Annotated in this window: 14 protein-coding genes and 1 pseudogene; 10 read left to right on the plus strand and 5 right to left on the minus strand. The window is 43.2% G+C overall.

All coding sequences use genetic code 11. The features are described from left to right. Positions 1 to 162: 162 nt before the first annotated feature. A complete protein-coding gene (locus HGO23_RS00960) occupies positions 163 to 1,419 on the plus strand; it encodes a valine--pyruvate transaminase (RefSeq protein WP_099135373.1) in 1,257 nt (418 codons plus the stop codon). A gap of 695 nt (positions 1,420 to 2,114) precedes the next feature. After that, on the plus strand, positions 2,115 to 2,465 hold the full coding sequence (locus tag HGO23_RS00965) for a YceK/YidQ family lipoprotein (RefSeq protein ID WP_099135492.1): 351 nt from the start codon (positions 2,115 to 2,117) through the stop codon (positions 2,463 to 2,465). A gap of 70 nt (positions 2,466 to 2,535) precedes the next feature. Here the strand turns inward: HGO23_RS00965 and HGO23_RS00970 are convergent, their stop codons facing one another. Further along, positions 2,536 to 3,852, minus strand: coding sequence for a YidR family protein (locus tag HGO23_RS00970; protein WP_209027638.1), 1,317 nt, complete (start codon positions 3,850 to 3,852; stop codon positions 2,536 to 2,538). 135 nt (positions 3,853 to 3,987) lie between these two features. Here HGO23_RS00970 and HGO23_RS00975 point away from each other — a divergent pair, with 135 nt between their 5' ends. Next, positions 3,988 to 4,605, plus strand: coding sequence for a trimeric intracellular cation channel family protein (locus tag HGO23_RS00975; RefSeq protein WP_209027639.1), 618 nt, complete (start codon positions 3,988 to 3,990; stop codon positions 4,603 to 4,605). Positions 4,606 to 4,723: 118 nt separating this feature from the next. Here the strand turns inward: HGO23_RS00975 and ligB are convergent, their stop codons facing one another. Next, positions 4,724 to 6,496, minus strand: coding sequence for an NAD-dependent DNA ligase LigB (gene ligB, locus HGO23_RS00980; RefSeq protein WP_244967857.1), 1,773 nt, complete (start codon positions 6,494 to 6,496; stop codon positions 4,724 to 4,726). Between the two features lie 354 nt (positions 6,497 to 6,850). Between ligB and gmk the strand changes: the two genes are divergently transcribed. The 5 genes and pseudogenes from gmk (at position 6,851) to recG (ending at position 12,345) form a co-directional block, all read left to right on the plus strand. Next, positions 6,851 to 7,474 carry a guanylate kinase gene (gene gmk / locus HGO23_RS00985; RefSeq protein WP_099135369.1) on the plus strand — a complete coding sequence of 208 codons (624 nt, stop codon included), beginning with the start codon at positions 6,851 to 6,853 and terminating at the stop codon, positions 7,472 to 7,474. A gap of 54 nt (positions 7,475 to 7,528) precedes the next feature. Beyond that, entirely contained in the window at positions 7,529 to 7,804 is a 276-nt protein-coding gene (gene rpoZ, locus HGO23_RS00990) for a DNA-directed RNA polymerase subunit omega (RefSeq protein WP_047683454.1), read from the plus strand. An 18-nt stretch (positions 7,805 to 7,822) separates the two neighbouring features. Further along, a complete protein-coding gene (spoT, locus tag HGO23_RS00995) occupies positions 7,823 to 9,934 on the plus strand; it encodes a bifunctional GTP diphosphokinase/guanosine-3',5'-bis pyrophosphate 3'-pyrophosphohydrolase (RefSeq protein WP_099135368.1) in 2,112 nt (703 codons plus the stop codon). Positions 9,935 to 9,939: 5 nt separating this feature from the next. Further along, positions 9,940 to 10,122 (plus strand): annotated as a pseudogene (locus tag HGO23_RS01000) (tRNA (guanosine(18)-2'-O)-methyltransferase TrmH); the annotation flags it as partial. A 141-nt stretch (positions 10,123 to 10,263) separates the two neighbouring features. Continuing rightward, the gene (gene recG / locus HGO23_RS01005) at positions 10,264 to 12,345 is read left to right on the plus strand and encodes an ATP-dependent DNA helicase RecG (RefSeq protein WP_209027641.1); all 2,082 of its coding nucleotides are present in this window, start codon (positions 10,264 to 10,266) and stop codon (positions 12,343 to 12,345) included. 101 nt (positions 12,346 to 12,446) lie between these two features. Here recG and gltS read toward each other — a convergent pair whose 3' ends face one another. Beyond that, on the minus strand, positions 12,447 to 13,658 hold the full coding sequence (gene gltS / locus HGO23_RS01010) for a sodium/glutamate symporter (RefSeq protein ID WP_099135366.1): 1,212 nt from the start codon (positions 13,656 to 13,658) through the stop codon (positions 12,447 to 12,449). A gap of 241 nt (positions 13,659 to 13,899) precedes the next feature. On the opposite strand from gltS, the gene HGO23_RS01015 reads away from it, so the two are divergent. Continuing rightward, positions 13,900 to 15,285 carry a nucleobase:cation symporter-2 family protein gene (locus HGO23_RS01015; protein ID WP_209027642.1) on the plus strand — a complete coding sequence of 462 codons (1,386 nt, stop codon included), beginning with the start codon at positions 13,900 to 13,902 and terminating at the stop codon, positions 15,283 to 15,285. Positions 15,286 to 15,490: 205 nt separating this feature from the next. Then, positions 15,491 to 17,239: an AsmA family protein gene (locus HGO23_RS01020; protein ID WP_099135364.1), complete on the plus strand. Its 1,749-nt coding sequence runs from the start codon at positions 15,491 to 15,493 to the stop codon at positions 17,237 to 17,239. 85 nt (positions 17,240 to 17,324) lie between these two features. Here the strand turns inward: HGO23_RS01020 and fabY are convergent, their stop codons facing one another. Further along, a complete protein-coding gene (fabY, locus tag HGO23_RS01025) occupies positions 17,325 to 18,242 on the minus strand; it encodes a fatty acid biosynthesis protein FabY (protein WP_099135363.1) in 918 nt (305 codons plus the stop codon). Positions 18,243 to 18,413: 171 nt separating this feature from the next. Next, on the minus strand, positions 18,414 to 18,851 hold the full coding sequence (gene dtd / locus HGO23_RS01030) for a D-aminoacyl-tRNA deacylase (protein ID WP_099135362.1): 438 nt from the start codon (positions 18,849 to 18,851) through the stop codon (positions 18,414 to 18,416). Between the last annotated feature and the right edge of the window lie 15 nt (positions 18,852 to 18,866).

Consider the following 18,866-nt stretch of genomic DNA (forward strand, 5'->3'; position numbering starts at 1 on the left):
AAATATAAGACCATAAAAATATTAAATATCCAGTTTCAAAATCCAACAACAAGTCACATTACAATATATAGCAATACAGAATAGAAACTTTACCCCATTGCACCACAATAAAGTGCGGGGTATGGTGTCCTCTTATCCTACAAAAAAGACGCAGCTGCTGTTATGAAATTCTCTCAATTCGGAAACAAGTTCACACAAGATTCAGGAATTACTCTCCTGATGAATGATCTCAACAAAGGTTTGAGAACACCCGGCGCGATTATGCTAGGTGGTGGTAATCCTGCTCATATTCCTGAAATGGATGAATATTTCCAACAACTATTGACAGATCTAGCGTTAAACGGTCAATTAACCGAAACTCTATGCAATTATGATGGGCCACAGGGAAAAAACACCTTAATCGCAGCTTTGGCTCAAGAATTACAAGAAAAACTCGGTTGGGAAATCCACCCGCAAAATATTGCCCTGACCAATGGCAGCCAAAGCGCCTTCTTCTACCTGTTCAATTTATTAGCGGGGCGTGCCGAAGATGGTTCGATGAAACGGGTTTTGTTTCCTCTTGCGCCGGAATATATTGGCTATTCTGATTCTGGTCTGGATGAAGGTTTATTTGTTGCCAATAAACCCAATATTGAATTACTACCCAATGGTCAATTTAAATATCGGGTTGATTTTGATCACCTGAATATTTCTGAAGATATCAACTTGATCTGTGTTTCCCGTCCAACTAACCCAACAGGTAATGTCATCACCGATGAAGAATTACTGCGTCTGGATGCATTGGCTCAGCAACACCAAATCCCTCTGCTGATCGATAATGCCTACGGTGTACCGTTCCCGGGTATTGTATTCAGTAATGCAACTCCTCTTTGGAACCCGAATATTATCTTGTGCATGAGCCTGTCCAAACTGGGGCTACCGGGTACTCGCTGCGGAATCATCATTGCCAATGAGAAAATTATCCATGCTGTCAGTAATATGAATGGTGTTATTAGCCTGGCACCAGGCGGAGTTGGCTCTGCTATTACGCTGGAAATGATCCGCCGTAATGATCTGTTCCGTTTATCCCAGAATGTTATTCAGCCATTTTATAAAAAACGGGTAGATAGCGTAATTGAGATCATTCGCCGTTATATGTCAGAAGAGCACTGCCTTATTCATAAACCAGAAGGAGCAATATTCCTCTGGCTATGGTTTAAAAATCTGCCGATTACGACAGAAATTCTTTATCAGCGATTAAAAAAACGAAAAGTGTTGATGGTGCCGGGCCACTACTTTTTCCCTGGTTTGGAACACAACTGGCCTCATGCCCATCAATGTATGCGTATGAACTATGTGCCTGATTTGGAGAAAATCGAAGAAGGTGTCCGTATTTTATCCGAAGAAATTGAAATCGCTCATAAAGAAGCAGATCGCTAATCGGAATAATAAAAAAGCTCCCTCATTTAAAGTGAGGGAGTAAGATGATAACGAGGACTTTTTACCTGAGAACAGGACAGTAGTTATTAGAATCCCAAAAGAATTCTTCATACATAGTAGGAAAGGAAAACAATCCTTGTTTATACACTTTCCCTGAACTCGGCATATTTAACCAGAAAATAAAAAATATAATGACCTGAATAGGCAGGGTTTTTTAACTTTAAATTGCCTCTGCTATGTGAAATTAAGATAATTGCCACGCATTATGTGATCTAAAGCACATTTAATGCATTAAACAAATATGATTAATTATTTAACACTGTTTTTAATCCCTCACATCTTACAGAAAGTAATCATCTACACCTAATTACCAAACCTTATTTCCTCAAACTCAGTGCTTAATCTAAGCAATGAAAAATATTCATTTGTGTAATTGCTCATACTGTTGATAAATTCAAAAGTAATAATTTATATATGTTCTTACTTTTTTATTAAAAATAATAAAAAAGATTTAAAAATCTTCTGCCGAAAAAATTATTGCATTTAACAATAAGCGCTATAGCAAACTGAATATAACCTGACTATAGTAAATAATCATAAAGAGTTATCTTTATGATTAGGAAAAGTAACGTTAAAGTAGATATAAGAATTTGGATATCGGCAAATTAACTCATTGGGTTCATGGAATAGAAATGATGAAAAACAGTAAACTGCTTTTGTTATCCGCTACTATATTTGGATTGTCTCTGCTTACAGGCTGTTCCAGCATCATGACACATAGTGGCCCCAATCAGGGATATTATTCTGGGGCACAAGCTAATATTAACATGTTAAAAGATGACAAAACGGGATGGTTTCTGAAACCTTTGCTCGCAGTAGATCTACCATTCTCAGCCCTTTTAGATACTCTTTTGCTCCCTTATGATTATGCTTTCTCAAATCAGGATCAAACAGGGAAATCACCTAAGCTTCGTATTGAAAAACTGGAAAAAAATTTAACTCATACACAACAGATATCAGAAGAGTCCACGAATGATGAAGACTGATCCTTCATCGCTCTATCAATCCCAACTCTGCCAGTACCCATTGTGCTGCAAATTGTCTTAATGTGTTTTTTCAGGCATCGTTATTGTGCAAAGATGGTGCAACGATGCCTGTTTCGACAATAAAGATCTGACGATAGCCATTAATATCCCGCATAAAAGCAACATGTCGGTCATCGGGTGAGATCACTATTGCATCTGCACATGGAGCAATGTCAGTACGTGCTGTTAGCCGCTGAACTTCACCATTTTGGCTGTTACAGATCATGACACTGTTATCACAGACAAAAGCAATAAATCGGCCTCGGCTATCCCAGTTAAATGCAGATTGTATGTCATGTACATTATGCGTGACCTGTATTGGTTCTCCCCCTTTTGGGGATACATACCATAACTGGATAATTCCCTTATCATCTTTCATCAGAAAACAAATTTTGCTGCCATCCGGAGATGTTCTTAACCAATGCCTAGGCGTACTGACCACTCCCGGCCAATGATTCTGGTGGGTAAATGTTAAACGTTGCTGTTTCACTCCCGCAGGTGGTGCAGGTAAGGTCGTTTCCGTTCCGGTTAATGGCTGATTACCTTCAACTGCATAATCTTCATCATGCTCAGGTAGGTCAATAAGGTAAATTTCAGGGATCTTTTCACCATTTTCAGCACATGTATCACCAATAAAAGCCAGAGCCCAACGCTGCCATTGTCCATTCTTTTTAAGATAACCCTGCTGCCCAATCCATCCTTCTTCATATGCACGATTGATCTCATCACTACCAGGGCGTGGACGTGCTGTAGTGCGGCTTACTACCACCGAAAAATAGCTACCATCATATTCTCTTGGATGCTTTTTAGCTGATATCACCGCTCTTAGTGGAATAGCGACAGCTACATTGCGTAAATCAAGTGCGGGATCTAACTCATGTATAACATGGTCGTTATAGGTAAAGCTTAAACGACTGCCATCAGGACTGAAAACATGCACGTGTGTACCACCACGCAAGGCTCCGGCTGTATAAGGTGAGGTAATGTCCAACGCATCAATATTAACAGCAACATTTGGCTGCATATCGGAAACGATCACACCACGCCGATGATGAAAATCGTATTGCCAGTGAGTATCGGGATTTTCCGGGCCATGAATAAATGCATAACGAGCCGGTTCCTGCGGACTAACTGTGACAACACCGATATGTGCGCCATCTTTTGCCTGATAAATGATCTCTGTCTGTCCATTATTTATATGAATTTTTTCTATCGTTAAGCCAGTAAAGTCTGCCCCGTTAGGACGTACATCATAGACTAACCACTGGCTGTCAGGGGTCCAGATATTTATATTAGTTATCTGATGGCTACGGTTGTCGAATGTAATCTGACGTTCCTTAAAAACCATTTTTCTACCTTAATATTCGAGGTTTCGGATAATAAAAACTAATGCTATTAAAATTTAACTAAAAAATTTCAATCGAGACGTTATTATTTCAGCATTACTCTTTACTTCTACGTTATATTCCATTTGATTAAATTTATGCTACTCAGTGTCCTTTATATCATTGGTATCACGGCTGAAGCCATGACAGGTGCCTTAGCCGCAGGTCGTCGAAAAATGGATGTGTTCGGCGTGATTATTATTGCTTCTGTAACAGCCATTGGTGGTGGTTCCGTTCGTGATATTATTCTGGGCCACTACCCGCTTGGTTGGGTTAAAAACCCAGAATACATTGTGACTGTTGCCTGCGCCGCAGTAGTCACCATTTGGGTTGCCCCAATGATGAAACACCTTCGGCGTTTATTTCTTATTCTTGATGCGATTGGTTTAATTGTTTTTTCAATTATTGGTGCACAAATCGCACTGGATATGCACTGCAGCCCAGTCATTGCCGCCATTGCTGCTGTTATTACCGGTGTTTTTGGTGGAGTACTGCGCGATATGTTTTGTAACACCATTCCGTTAGTGTTCCAGAAAGAGATCTATGCGGGTGTCTCTTTTGCTGCTGCCTGGTTATATATCGCTTTATTACATACTCCACTGCACCCAAACAGCGTAATTATCATCACCCTTGTAGCAGGCCTGACCGCCCGCTTGATTGCTATTCGCTATCGTCTTGGGTTACCCATCTTCAATTATGATGGCGCTGACCATTGATATTAATCTGGGCGTTTGGAGCAAGTGCTTGCTCCTTCGCTCTTGCGTGTTTGCTTATCTACTGTTTTCTTTTCTGTGTTTTCCTTTTCTACATTTCTCGACTTCCCGGTAAAGAAACCTACTGCAAAGAAATCGCTTCCTGTAAAGAAGCTGCATCTTGAAATTCATAGGGTATGTGAAAAGCTATTCCATGCACATTAATATTAATTCCCTGTAAAATTAACGTCTCAACCAGTTCTTTAACTTCGGGGTATTGTAAAAACTCCTCAATTTTTGTTCTTTGTTTTGCTGTTAAAGTACTGTCGGTTCCTGTTTCTGATAATTGTACATCCCTGTACTGATTCACTTCTTCCATAAATCTATTGGCGTAAGGCATCCCTATCGCTTCACGCCATAATGAGACTGGCTGTCGTTGTGCCTGTTGGAATTGGGTGAAAATTAGCTCCGCACGTTTAGCACCAATGTTAGGTATTTCAGCAAGTTGCTTCGTATTCAATGCCAACCAGTCTGCCAAATGTGTTACCCGTCCATCTCTTACTAAAGCAGCCCATATACCTTGTCCAACACCCTTCATTTTCAATTTTTTCCCCATCCATGTCAGACGAGCAATAAACTGCTGTTGGCAATCTTGGTTATTCAGTACAAAACAACTGAGCGAATGAAACTGCTGCGTATTAGGAGGTTGAATATTTTGACGTTCCGCAATGCGCCATACCACTTTATCGAGTTTTGGTATGCCATGCCCCGCCAGTGTCACGGTTACTTTATCCCCCGGATAAACATCCCACTGCTGCCAACGTTTTATTGAACCAATATGAACCCGATTGATTTTTCTATCGTCTAATTGCACTTTTTCCAGCTCCAGTAAAACAGATATTTTTCCTGTCCGACCTATCTTGAACTGAACATCTTTTACTGTTGTAACTTGCTGTTGCAAAGGATACTTCCACGCAATCGACCAACTGTTTGAACCAGAACGCCATTGCATGCCAGCAGGCTCAGTTTCCTGTCTTAAAACAACACCGTCTGTGGCAAAAGGGAGAGGATGGGTAAAATACATTTTCCACTTTTCCTCCGCATCTTCTGCATTGAAAATTTGATGGCTATATTGCTGTGTAATGGGAAATCCCATTGATGTCAGTTTCTCCAGTTTAACTGCCATCTCATTTGGCCCATCCGGCCAGCTCCATACAAATATCCCTATTTGGCTGAGTTCCGGTGAAGGAGTTTTACGCATCATCAACCCAGCTACTTTGCTGCGCGCATTCTGACTACCTGCAATAGATTGACGATGGTTATTCTGTTGCCAAAAGAGTTCTCCTTGTAAAATCATATGGTCCGGTGCATTTTCTATCTGTTTAGGAATACTGGAAATAAATTCACTTTTATCCAGCCAATCCGTCCCTTCTGCACCATTCCCTCTGCTGATTAATCCGACTAAGAGACCGTTTTGATAAACCAACGTAACTGCAACTCCATCAATTTTAGGCTGTACCCAAACGGCCGAACGTCCTTGTAACCATCGGCGAATTTCCTCTATTCTTTTTAGTTTATGCAGGCCTGTATGCTGAACAGGGTGAAACTGTTTTCCGCTAGCTAGACCCACCTTATGTAGCACCACCGCCGAGAATGATTTGTCTATCACAAAAGCTTTGTCTGATACTGTCTTATTTGATAAAGCAGATACAGCAGGGGTATTGTCTTGTTTTTGTTTTAAACAATCCTGCCAGAGCGTCAGGGTTTCCAATAGTTGATCATAAATCTCATCATCTATTTCACTGATTCCCTGCTGACGATAAAGGTGATCCCATTTTGCTATCTGTGGTGTCAGGCGTTCTATTTCAAGCTGGAGTTTTTCCTTTGACCAAGCCGGGCAGTTTGCTAATACCATCGGCATTCCAAACAACAACACCAAAATTATAATCAGAAAATTAAGCATCCTTGCTCCATATGTCCCTTAAACACGAGCAGAGAATAAAAAGAAATTCGGCTTGTACCAAGATAGAAGAAAAGAGTTTGAGAAGTGTTTCGAAAAATAATTATTCAATTTCTGCAACCGTTTATTTTCTCTGAAATTGTCTCGCAAAATATTGCCTGAATATCTGTTTGTTAAGAAAAAATTTTGTTGAAATGCCCGTTGACATGTATTGTAACGCTGCATGGATTAGCGTCTCCGTGTATACTATGTGGGATTTAACTTCCTGCGCTTGCATTTATTAATACCCCAATCAGTCAAGAAATCAGCATGAGTCAAGGAACGTTATATATTGTTTCTGCCCCAAGTGGAGCAGGTAAATCAAGCCTTATTCAGGCTTTATTAAAAACCCAGCCTTTGTATGACACTCAGGTTTCTGTTTCACATACAACTCGTCCGGCACGCCCTGGCGAAAATCATGGTGAACATTATTATTTCGTCACAGTCGATGAATTCCAAAATATGATTAACCATGATGAATTTTTGGAGCATGCCTGTGTTTTCGGTAACTATTACGGTACTTCCCGCAAAATTACCGAAGATACTCTCGCTAGTGGTGTTGATGTTTTTCTTGATATTGACTGGCAGGGTGCGCAACAAATCCGTCAGAAAATGCCTGCGGCTCGTAGCATTTTCATTCTTCCTCCTTCAAGGGAAGAATTACTCCGCCGTCTGCGTGGCCGTGGTCAGGACAGTGAAGAGGTCATCGCTAAACGAATGTCTCAGGCAGTTGCAGAAATGGAACATCATGGAGAGTATGACTACGTAATCATCAACGATGATTTCAATACGGCTCTGGCCGATTTACAATCGATTATTCGTTCCGAACGTCTGCGATTAGAAAGGCAGACTCAACGACATGATGCGTTAATCAGCAAATTATTGGCAGACTGAACTAAGTTTCAGTATTATGCCCAGTCACTTATTTATCTGTGGAGTAGCACACATATGGCACGCGTAACTGTTCAAGACGCAGTAGAAAAAATTGGTAACCGTTTTGACCTAGTGTTGGTCGCTGCTCGCCGAGCACGCCAATTACAGGTAGGTGGAAAAGATCCTCTTGTTCCAGAAGAAAACGATAAGATGACTGTTATCGCTCTGCGTGAAATCGAGCAAGGTCTTATCAATAATAAAATTCTTGATGTTCGTGAACGTCAAGAGCAGCAGGAGCAAGAAGCTGCAGAAATCAAAGCTGTTTCTGCTATCGCCGACGGTCGTCGTTAATTTTACGGTAGGTCTGCCTTGTACCTGTTTGAAAGCCTGAACCAGCTTGTACTTAAATATTTGCCTGAAGATCAAATTGATCTATTAAAACAGGCTTATGTCGTAGCACGGGATGCCCACGAAGGGCAAACCCGCTCCAGTGGTGAGCCATATATTACTCATCCAGTCGCTGTTGCTTGTATTCTGGCTGAAATGCGTCTTGACCATGAAACACTTATGGCCGCACTTCTGCATGATGTCATTGAAGATACTCCAGCGACATTTCAGGATATTGAGCTATTATTCGGCACAGCCGTCGCTGGATTAGTGGAAGGTGTCTCCAAATTGGACAAGTTGAACTTCCGTGATAAAAAGGAAGCTCAGGCCGAAAACTTCCGCAAAATGATCATGGCAATGGTACAGGATATCCGTGTCATTCTGATCAAACTGGCAGACCGAACACACAACATGCGAACCCTTGGCTCTCTGCGCCCTGATAAACGGCGGCGCATCGCCAGGGAAACGTTGGAGATCTACAGTCCGTTGGCCCATCGGTTGGGGATCCATCACCTGAAAACAGAATTGGAGGAGCTTGGCTTTGAGGCCTTATATCCTAACCGCTATCGGGTGATCAAAGAGGTTGTTAAAGCTGCCCGTGGCAACCGTAAGGAGATGATCCAGAAAATTCTGGCAGAAATTGAAGGTAGATTAACGGATGCGGGTATCCAATGTATCGTTAATGGACGGGAAAAACACCTCTATTCTATTTATCGTAAGATGCACCTGAAAGAACAGCGTTTTCATTCCATTATGGATATTTACGCGTTTCGTGTCATCGTCGGCAATCTTGATACCTGTTACCGTGTTTTAGGGCAAATGCACAGCCTGTATAAACCCCGTCCCGGTAGAGTGAAAGATTATATTGCCATTCCTAAGGCCAACGGCTATCAATCCTTGCATACCTCTCTAATCGGTCCACATGGAGTACCTGTTGAAGTCCAGATCCGGACAGAAGACATGGATCAAATGGCAGAGATGGGGGTTGCGGCACACTGGGCTTATAAAGAACAAGGGGAATCAGGTACCACAGCGCAAGTCCGTGCCCAGCGCTGGATGCAAAGCCTGTTGGAGCTTCAGCAGAGTGCTGGTAGCTCTTTCGAATTCATTGAAAGCGTCAAATCTGATCTATTCCCTGATGAGATTTACGTTTTTACTCCTGAAGGGCGTATTGTCGAATTACCGGCAGGTGCAACACCTGTCGATTTTGCTTATGCCGTCCATACGGATATTGGTCACGCTTGTGTCGGAGCTCGAGTTGATCGTCTGCCTTACCCGCTATCTCAGACCTTAAGCAGTGGGCAAACTGTCGAAATCATTACCGCCCCAAGCGCACGCCCTAATGCGGCATGGCTGAACTTTGTCGTCAGCTCTAAAGCACGTGCTAAAATACGTCAGTTACTGAAAAACCTTAAGCGGGATGATTCCGTCAGTCTGGGAAGGCGTCTGCTCAATCATGCACTTGGCAATGGACTGAAAATTAACGATATTTCACAGGAAAATATCGACAGAGAATTGGCAAGAATGAAACTTGCTTCACTCAATGACCTGCTGGCAGAGATCGGATTAGGTAATGCGATGAGTGTCGTCGTTGCCCATAATCTATTGGGTGCAACAGAAAAAATTCCGAATGGCAGTAACAGTCAATCTCGTAAGCTGCCAATCAAAGGTGCTGATGGCATCCTAATTACCTTTGCTAAGTGTTGTCGACCGATTCCGGGTGACCCGATTATTTCCCACATCAGTCCGGGGAAAGGTTTAGTTATCCATCACGAATCTTGCCGTAATATCCGCGGTTATCAGAAAGAACCGGAAAAATTTATGCCTGTTGAGTGGGATAAAGATATCAATAGCGATTTTATCGCTGAAATTAAAGTTGATATGTTTAACCATCAGGGAGCACTGGCAAATCTGACAGCAGCTATTAATGATGCAAATTCCAGCATCCAAAGCATGAATACTGAGGAAAAAGATGGCCGCGTTTATTGTGCTTTCATCAGGCTGACAACCAAAGACCGTATCCAGTTGGCAAATATCATGCGTAAGATACGTGTTATGCCAGATGTACTGCGAGTCAGCCGTAACCGAAACTAGAGGTTATGAATCCTAAACGTTATGCATGTATTTGTCAGATGATGGCAATGCGTCAACCTGACCTGACAATTTGTTTAGAAGAAGTACACAAACTCCATAATATATCCGCAGTTATTCGCTCTGCGGATGCAGTTGGTATTCATCAGATCCATGCCATTTGGCCTACTCATCAGTTACGGACTCAACTGTGGTCGCGCATCGTAAAGGGCTGGAACGACCATTCATTGATAAACAAGGGCAAATTATCGCAAGTGAATCTTGGTGGGTAACAATGCAGGCAACGACCGCACCATCAACAGGGAAATAAATCACACTGACGGAGAAAAGGTATGAAAGGCCGATTACTTGATGCCATCCCATTAACCACTTTACATGGTGTTGGAGCCAATCAGGTGACTAAACTTGCCAGATTAGGATTGGTCAATCTACAGGATTTGTTGCTGCATTTACCTCTCCGTTATGAGGATCAAACCCGCCTGTATGCTATTAACGATGTATTACCCGGTATTTATGCTACGGTGATGGGTGAAATATTGCGTACCAATGTGGTTTTTGGGCGCCGGCGTATAATGACCTGTCAAATCAGCGACGGAACTGGCATATTAACTCTGCGTTTTTTTAATTTCACTACTGCCATGAAGAATAGTCTGGCAGAAGGCAAGCATATCATTGCTTATGGTGAAATCCGCCGCGGCTCCCAAGGAGCAGAAATTATTCATCCAGAATACAAGATCCAGCAACACGCTGAGCGCATTCAATTGCAGGATACATTAACTCCTGTCTATCCCACGACAGAGGGAGTGCGTCAAACCACACTGCGCAAGTTGATCGAACAGGCTCTGGAACTGCTTGATACTTGTCCAATTAATGAATTATTACCAGATCAGTTTAGTCAGCAGATCATCAGCCTTCCCAATGCCCTGCGTACTCTGCACCGTCCACCACCAGATATTTCTCTGGCGGATTTGGAAAATGGTAAACATCCAGCACAACACCGATTAATTCTGGAAGAACTGCTGGCACATCATTTAAGTATGCTGGCTGTCAGAGCTGGTGCTCAGCGTTTCCATGCCCAGCCGCTCACAGCAGATAATTCATTAAAACAGCAATTACTGGATCAGCTCCCTTTTTCGCCAACACGTGCGCAGGAGCGTGTAGTAATGGAAATAGAGCATGACCTAGAAAAAAATGTCCCGATGATGCGGCTGATACAAGGTGATGTCGGTTCCGGTAAAACGCTGGTGGCAGCACTCGCAGCAATACGGGCTATTGTTCACGGTAAGCAGGTTGCCTTAATGGCACCGACCGAACTTCTTGCGGAGCAACATGCCAACACTTTTCGCCAGTGGTTTGAACCACTTGGTATTCAGGTAGGATGGCTTGCGGGTAAGCAAAAAGGCAAGGCGCGCCAAGCGCAACAAGAAGCCATTGCCTGTGGTCAGGTAAGTATGGTCGTTGGTACTCACGCAATGTTTCAGGAGCAAGTTAAATTTGCCGGGCTGGCATTGGTCATTATTGATGAACAACACCGATTCGGTGTTCATCAACGTCTGGCACTTTGGGAAAAAGGGCGTGAACAGGGGGTTCATCCTCATCAATTGATCATGACTGCAACACCGATTCCACGAACATTGGCAATGACCGCTTATGCCGATTTAGATACTTCCATTATTGATGAGCTTCCCCCTGGACGGAAATCTGTAACAACGGTCGCTATCCCTGATACTCGCCGGAATGAAATTGTTCAACGTATCAAAAATGCTTGCTTAGACGAAGGGCGTCAGGCTTATTGGGTATGTACCTTGATTGAAGACTCCGAAGTTCTGGAAGCACAAGCTGCTCAGGTTACCAGTGAAGAATTGGCCCTGGCGCTACCTGAGCTGAAAATTGGCCTCGTGCATGGGCGGATGAAACCGGTGGAAAAGCAATCCATTATGGAGGCTTTCAAGCAAGGTGAATTACAGTTATTGGTTGCCACCACGGTGATTGAAGTCGGTGTGGATGTCCCTAATGCTAGCCTGATGATCATCGACAATCCTGAACGGTTAGGGCTGGCTCAGTTACATCAGCTCCGTGGCCGCGTTGGGCGTGGAGCTGTAGCTTCTCACTGTGTCCTGCTCTATAAAACACCGCTGACCAACACAGCTAAAATACGTCTGCAAGTCTTACGGGATAGTAATGATGGTTTCGTCATCGCCCAAAGAGATCTGGAAATTCGGGGGCCAGGTGAACTGCTTGGTACGCGTCAGACCGGTAACGTCGAATTCAAGATTGCTGATTTATTAAGGGATCAGGCAATGCTCCCCGAAGTACAACGTATTGCCCACTATATCCATCAACACTATCCTGAACATGCCAAGGCATTGATTGAACGCTGGTTGTCCGACCGCTCGCAATACAGCCATGCCTAATCAACGAGCTATCATGCTTATAAGATAATTAAAAAAATGCCGCTGATAATTGCAGCGGCATATTTAGCCAAGATATCAGGCAAAAGCAAAGGTGAGTTAAGTTAGCCTACTACAGATGGGAATACTGGTAATAACAGATAAATCTTGATAACGGCTGAGTTAACGATATCAATAAAGAACGCACCTACCATCGGTACGAGCAAAAACGCCACATGTGATGGCCCGAAGCGGTCAGTAATCGCCTGCATATTTGCAATCGCCGTTGGTGTTGCACCCAAACCAAAACCACAGTGACCAGCTGACAATATTGCCGCATCATAATTTTTACCCATCACTCTGTAAGTGACGAAAATAGCGTACAGAGCCATAACCACTGTTTGTATAGCAAGGATCACCAGCATCGGCAGCGCAAGGGATGCCAGTTGCCATAATTTAAGACTCATCAATGCCATTGCCAGGAAGAGAGACAAACTGACGTTACCTAGCACTGACACTGCCCGGTCAAATACCCGATAAAAACCAAGCAGGGACAAGCCATTACTGAGTATCACTCCGGTAAACAGGACACACACAAAAGTTGGCAAAAAGAGCGTACCTTCCAGAACCTTCTCAAGATAGCTACCCGCTAACAAACAGATAGATATTAAAGCGATGGTTTCGAGCATTACTAATGGTGTAATCAAACGGCCGGTATAGGGTTTTTCAAACGCAGTCGGAACTTCAGTATCTTCAGCTTTCAGGCCAGGTGTTTTGTTATTCCTTACCAGCAGACGAGCAACAGGGCCACCAATCAGGCCTCCTAGTATTAAACCAAATGTTGCACATGCCATTGCAACTTCAGTGGCATTCTCAAAACCATAACGTTCAGTAAATACCTTACCCCAAGCAGCACCAGTTCCGTGTCCTCCTGAAAGGGTGATTGAGCCAGCCAACAGCCCCATCAATGGATCAAGCCCAAGCATTTTCGCCAATGCAATCCCCACTGTGTTTTGCACCAACAATAAGCCCACAACGACAACAATAAAGATTACCAAGGATTTTCCACCTGCTTTCAGGCTGGCAAGGTTAGCGTTTAAGCCTACAGTAGCAAAGAACGCTAACATAAGAGGATCTTTGAGAGATAAATCAAAGCTAACTTCCCAGCCCGTGGACTGTTTAACTATCAGAAGAACAAAAGCAACCAGCAAGCCACCTGCGACCGGCTCTGGAATCGTATATTTTTCAAGAAATGAAATTGACTGTACGAGTTTTCTTCCCACTAGCAAAACAAGTGTGGCAGCCACGAGCGTGCCATAAATATCCAAATGATACATTTATGTACCCCATCCATTGTTAAAATTATGTGAATTTAATGCGACGTTATAATCATCCTATAAAAACGCCAAGAGCAGGTAAGGGTTGGATTAGAAAAAAAATTACCGATAAATACAAGATAAAACATTTAAAAATGTGACGAAATAAAGTTATACCTCATAGGTAAAATTTCACGCAATCGATTGCTTTTATAAGCCAGAGCAATAAAATGTGTCTTTTGTTGACTCGAAACTCCACACCATGGCTACCTCAACCCACAAACACTCAGAATCAGAAATCCCCGAAAAATCGGGTAGCGAATTAATTTACCGTCTGGAAGATAAACCACCTCTTCCACATGCCCTGTTTGCCGCCTGTCAGCATCTGCTGGCAATGTTTGTTGCTGTCATCACACCAGCGATATTGATCTGTCAGGCTCTTGGGCTTCCCGAACAAGATACACAACGCATTATCAGTATGTCCTTGTTTGCTTCAGGGTTAGCCTCACTTATTCAAATCCGTTCCTGGGGGCCAATTGGCTCAGGTTTGCTTTCCATTCAAGGAACCAGTTTTAATTTTGTAGCTCCTCTTATCATGGGTGGCCTGGCCATGAAAAATGGAGGAGCCGATATTCCAACAATGATGGCTGCCCTGTTTGGTACATTGATGCTTGCAGCAACCACTGAGATATTTCTTTCCCGCATACTGCATCTGGCCAGAAAAATCATCACACCTCTAGTTTCCGGCATTGTTGTGATGATTATTGGTCTGTCACTGATTCAGGTTGGGTTAACTTCTATCGGCGGCGGTTATACCGCTATTCAGCAAGGCACATTTGGTGCCCTCGAAAACCTTTTGCTGGCGGGAGTTGTTCTTGCCATTATTGTGTTGCTGAATCGCCAACATAATTCCTATTTACGGGTTGCGTCTCTGGTTATTGCCATGGCAGTAGGATATTTAGTCGCTTGGTATATGGAGATGCTACCCCATTCAACTACAACAGAAGACAAACCAATTATCATTGTTCCCTCTCCACTGTATTACGGGCTTTCTTTGGACTGGAATTTGTTGATCCCACTTGTCCTGATTTTTATGGTGACGTCACTGGAGACAATCGGTGATATTACAGCAACTTCAGATGTTTCTGAGCAACCTGTCAGCGGCCCGTTATACATGAAGCGTATTAAGGGCGGTGTACTGGCAAATGGTCTCAATTCGATGGTTTCTGCTCTATTTAATACATTCCCGAATTCCTGCTTTGGTCAGAATAATGGAGTAATCCAACTGACTGGTATTGCCAGCCGCTATGTCGGTTACATTATTGCTTCCATGCTGATTCTATTAGGGCTATTTCCGGCAGTAGCAAGTTTTGTACAGCATATTCCTGAACCGGTATTAGGTGGCGCTACTATTGTGATGTTCGGTACGATTGCCGCATCTGGTGTCAGAATTGTTTCCCGTGAACCGTTAAATCGACGTGCCATTATGATCATCGCCTTGTCACTGGCTGTGGGATTGGGCATTTCTCAACAACCACTGATCTTACAATATGCACCTGAATGGGTAAGAAACCTGCTTTCTTCTGGCGTTGCCGCTGGCGGGCTCACAGCCATTCTCCTAAATCTGGTTTTTCCTCAAGAAAAATAGCCATAATTTTCGCCTGGCTCTTCTTCTCCCGCTTATATAGCGGGAATTTTTTGTGTAACTCTTCGCATATTCTTTTGCAATATTCTTCGCAATTTTCCTGCCAGTATGCCGGAATGAGTGCTTTTTCAGTGTTGCCTATTGAGTAGCGATCCGTTTTACGGCATAAAAGGGATTCTTTTCAGGACGAGCGTATTGAGGTGAGATTATGAAGTGGTTAGGGAAATGCTTTGCTACTCTGCTGTTGTTACTGATTCTGGCAATGATCATTGTTTATTTTGTTGCCCAGACACATTGGGGAGCTAAACAAATAAGCCAGTGGATCAACAAGCAAGGTTATTATCAGGTCAATATTGAAAGTATCGACCACAGTTGGCTCCGACCTATGACCCTAATGCTCAATAATGTGAGTGTCAGCGATAAACAGAGTTCTTTCTCACTCAATACCAATACGGTGGATCTGGATCTCAAATGGCAATTCCTGCCCAAATTCACAGATCTCCATAAGCTGACATTACAACAAGGTAAGTTAGCGCTGTCAGGCAATCAGTTTCCCCCTGCTTTGAAAGCCGATATTTTACAACTGAATCAGATGGATATTCAGTTAACAACCCCTCATTCGCAAATTCAGGGAAAAAATATTATCGGCGGTATCACCCCCTGGATACCTGATACCAACTCTCCTTTTGGTTCGGGGCAGTACCAGTTCAGTGCCAGTACAATCAGTATAAATGGACTTCCGTTTGATAAGGTCGTCATGCAGGGAAGCCACCAGAATAACAGTCTGACCATCAGCGCCTTTGGTGCAGAGTTTCTGAAAGGTTTCATCTCTGGAAATGGACAACAATTACCTGATGGCAGTTGGAGCTGGGATAATATCCTGATCAATGATATACGCTGGCAGTCCCCAATGGCACTGGCTGCTCTGGTAGAAAAAACTCATCAACTCCCGACCATCCACATTAAAGATCTCAATCTCACTAACGCCAAACTACAAGGGAAAGATTGGTCTGTCGATTATCTTGATACAACCATCAAAGGACTGGGGTTAGTTAATGGTCGTTGGCAGGCCGAAGATGGCTTGATTGATTTTAATGCCATGAATATGACCTTCAATGACGCTCAATTCCGGGATATATTGGGTAAATTCCGCTTTTCCGGTGATATTTTTACCATCGCCAATCTGACAGCTCATTACCAGAAAGGTTTATTCAATATTAAAGCTCAGTGGGATCGCCAGAGCCGCCAGTTAACCCTCAACGACAGTTCAGTGACAGGCTTGATTTACTTCCTGCCAGCAAAATGGCGTGACTATATCAAAAATCCCGCATCAGAATGGATTTCAGCACTGAAATTAAACAATGTCAGTATTAACAATACACTCCTGATTGATGCGAATCCTGATTTTCCATTTCAGCTCACCACACTATCAGGCTATGTCGATACTATGGATATCCTGAAAAATGGTCATTGGGGATTATGGAATGGACAAGCATCGTTACAAGCCGCCAGCGGAACATTCAATAAAGTAGAAATCGCTCGTCCTTATCTGCAATTACATGCTACAGATGACAGAGTCGTGGTTGATAAAATGAATGCCTTCACGGGTGATGGATTACTACAATTTAACGGTATGGTTGAACAGTCAGCTTCTCAAAAACCTTTTCAGCTCAACTTCAAGGGAATGAATGTGGATTTGGGTATTCTGCCACAGTGGGGTTGGAGACCGCTCAATGCACATGGCGATGGCAATTTTTCACTAGCTATCACCGGTGATCTCTCTGCTGACAATATTAAGGAGACCATCAGTGGCACACTGGCGGCTGAAGACAGGTCATCCAATAAAGAGTCACAGTCCATTAAACAAGGGGTAATGACGACCGATAGCAGCCCTGTCGGTCAATCTGATGCAACCCAATCTGACGAAGCAGGACAATCTCACACAGAGCAATCATAAAAAATAGAACAATTGCAAAAAGATAGCGAAAACAGTTCTGCCACAGAAAAGGGTAGAACCTGAATCGCTATCCAGTTATAGCAGTTCAGATTTTCACAGGCCGTTCAGCAGGCAATACGATATAAGTACCGGTGAACACACTACCCACTCCCAGTTCACCGCTTACTTGTACTTCCAGCTTAACACGCGCTTTATTGCCACGTGCAAGTCGGGCTAAATCACCGCTTATATTATTGAGGTCAGCAACAGCACTGGGGCGGCCAGTGATTGGTTTATGGTAACGAATATTCGCATCAACCAGAATGATATCTCCCCCCAGTTGACGCTCCTGCAATAACAGCCAGATCAATCCCCACGCTGTTAATGTCGATTGAGAAAACAAACTACCGGCAAAAATAGTATGGTGAGGGTTCTGGTTACCTGCTTCCGGCATTGTGGTAATAAAACGCTGCCCTGTGTACTGAGTAATACGCAGCCCCATTTTTTCACTCAAGGGAATGTGCTTGTACCACGCCTGTTGCAATTCCGCACACCAGTCCGGACGGTGCAAAATATCATCAAGACTTATAATAGGCTTAATCATCAAGAAGTGATTAATAGGAGACGACTGGGCACCATTAATAAGTCCCCGGTTTTGAAATCCCAACTTACTAAAGAAATCAACAGCATCCTCACGCGCACTACAAACAATCCGCTTTACACCTTCTTGTCTGGCAACGGATTCCAATGCCATTGCAATCAGTGTGCCTAACCCTTTCTGTTGTTCATTAGGGTCAACGGCCAGAAAACGGATAGCACCTTCACTATCTGCATTGATATATAAACGCCCAACAGCAATCGGTTTACCCGTTTCATCCACCACCATTTGATGATGAGCCATCGAATCATAAGCATCTCTTTCTGAGCCAATCGGCTGGTGAAGTGGCTTACGCAGCATCTCCCAACGAAATTGGTAATAGGTTTCTAGCTCTTGTTCGGTTTGAGGTACTCTGAGGTGATACATAGAAACAGCCCCTTCTTTGCGTGTTGTCATGTGTAGTCAAGGAAATATATATAGCAAACGATAGTTATCTTATTTTTGTTATGTTCAGCGCTCCCGAAAGTACGCACTTATACCCGTTGTCTTTCAAATTGCAACTTTGTTGGCTGCATCCTGAAATCCATTGGGTACACATCATACTTGCAACCAGAAAGTCACAGGCCCATCATTTGTCAGACTTACTTTCATGTCCGCAGCAAATTGCCCCATTTCTGTTTTTATACCAGTTGCACGGCACTGTTCAACAAAATAGCGATAAAGTTGATCAGCTTTTTGGGGGGTAGCGCCACCAGAAAAACTCGGTCTTAAACCTTTTTGAGTATTAGCAGCCAGGGTAAATTGGGAAATAACTAATAAGCTCCCATTAGCTTGCTGAACATTCAGGTTCATTTTTCCATGCTCATCGCTGAACACGCGATATCCCATTACTTTGTCACACAGACGCTGGGCTTTTTGTTGATCATCTTCTTTTTCAACCCCCAGAAAAACCAGCAGTCCCTGCTCAATTTCTCCAATAGTTTTACTATCAACAACAACTTTTGCCTGTGTTACACGTTGAATTAATGCAATCATTTTTCTTGTGAGTGA

The sequence above is a fragment of the Xenorhabdus budapestensis genome, assembly GCF_017743015.1.
Taxonomy (GTDB): Bacteria; Pseudomonadota; Gammaproteobacteria; order Enterobacterales; family Enterobacteriaceae; genus Xenorhabdus; species Xenorhabdus budapestensis.

Coding starts and splice junctions, on each gene's coding strand:
- HGO23_RS00960 (WP_099135373.1), top strand. CDS start 163: ATGAAATTCTCTCAATTCGGAAACAAGTTCACACAAGATTCAGGAATT.
- HGO23_RS00965 (WP_099135492.1), top strand. CDS start 2,115: ATGAAAAACAGTAAACTGCTTTTGTTATCCGCTACTATATTTGGATTG.
- HGO23_RS00970 (WP_209027638.1), bottom strand. CDS start 3,852: ATGGTTTTTAAGGAACGTCAGATTACATTCGACAACCGTAGCCATCAG.
- HGO23_RS00975 (WP_209027639.1), top strand. CDS start 3,988: ATGCTACTCAGTGTCCTTTATATCATTGGTATCACGGCTGAAGCCATG.
- ligB (WP_244967857.1), bottom strand. CDS start 6,496: ATGGTATTAGCAAACTGCCCGGCTTGGTCAAAGGAAAAACTCCAGCTT.
- gmk (WP_099135369.1), top strand. CDS start 6,851: ATGAGTCAAGGAACGTTATATATTGTTTCTGCCCCAAGTGGAGCAGGT.
- rpoZ (WP_047683454.1), top strand. CDS start 7,529: ATGGCACGCGTAACTGTTCAAGACGCAGTAGAAAAAATTGGTAACCGT.
- recG (WP_209027641.1), top strand. CDS start 10,264: ATGAAAGGCCGATTACTTGATGCCATCCCATTAACCACTTTACATGGT.
- gltS (WP_099135366.1), bottom strand. CDS start 13,658: ATGTATCATTTGGATATTTATGGCACGCTCGTGGCTGCCACACTTGTT.
- HGO23_RS01015 (WP_209027642.1), top strand. CDS start 13,900: ATGGCTACCTCAACCCACAAACACTCAGAATCAGAAATCCCCGAAAAA.
- HGO23_RS01020 (WP_099135364.1), top strand. CDS start 15,491: ATGAAGTGGTTAGGGAAATGCTTTGCTACTCTGCTGTTGTTACTGATT.
- fabY (WP_099135363.1), bottom strand. CDS start 18,242: ATGTATCACCTCAGAGTACCTCAAACCGAACAAGAGCTAGAAACCTAT.
- dtd (WP_099135362.1), bottom strand. CDS start 18,851: ATGATTGCATTAATTCAACGTGTAACACAGGCAAAAGTTGTTGTTGAT.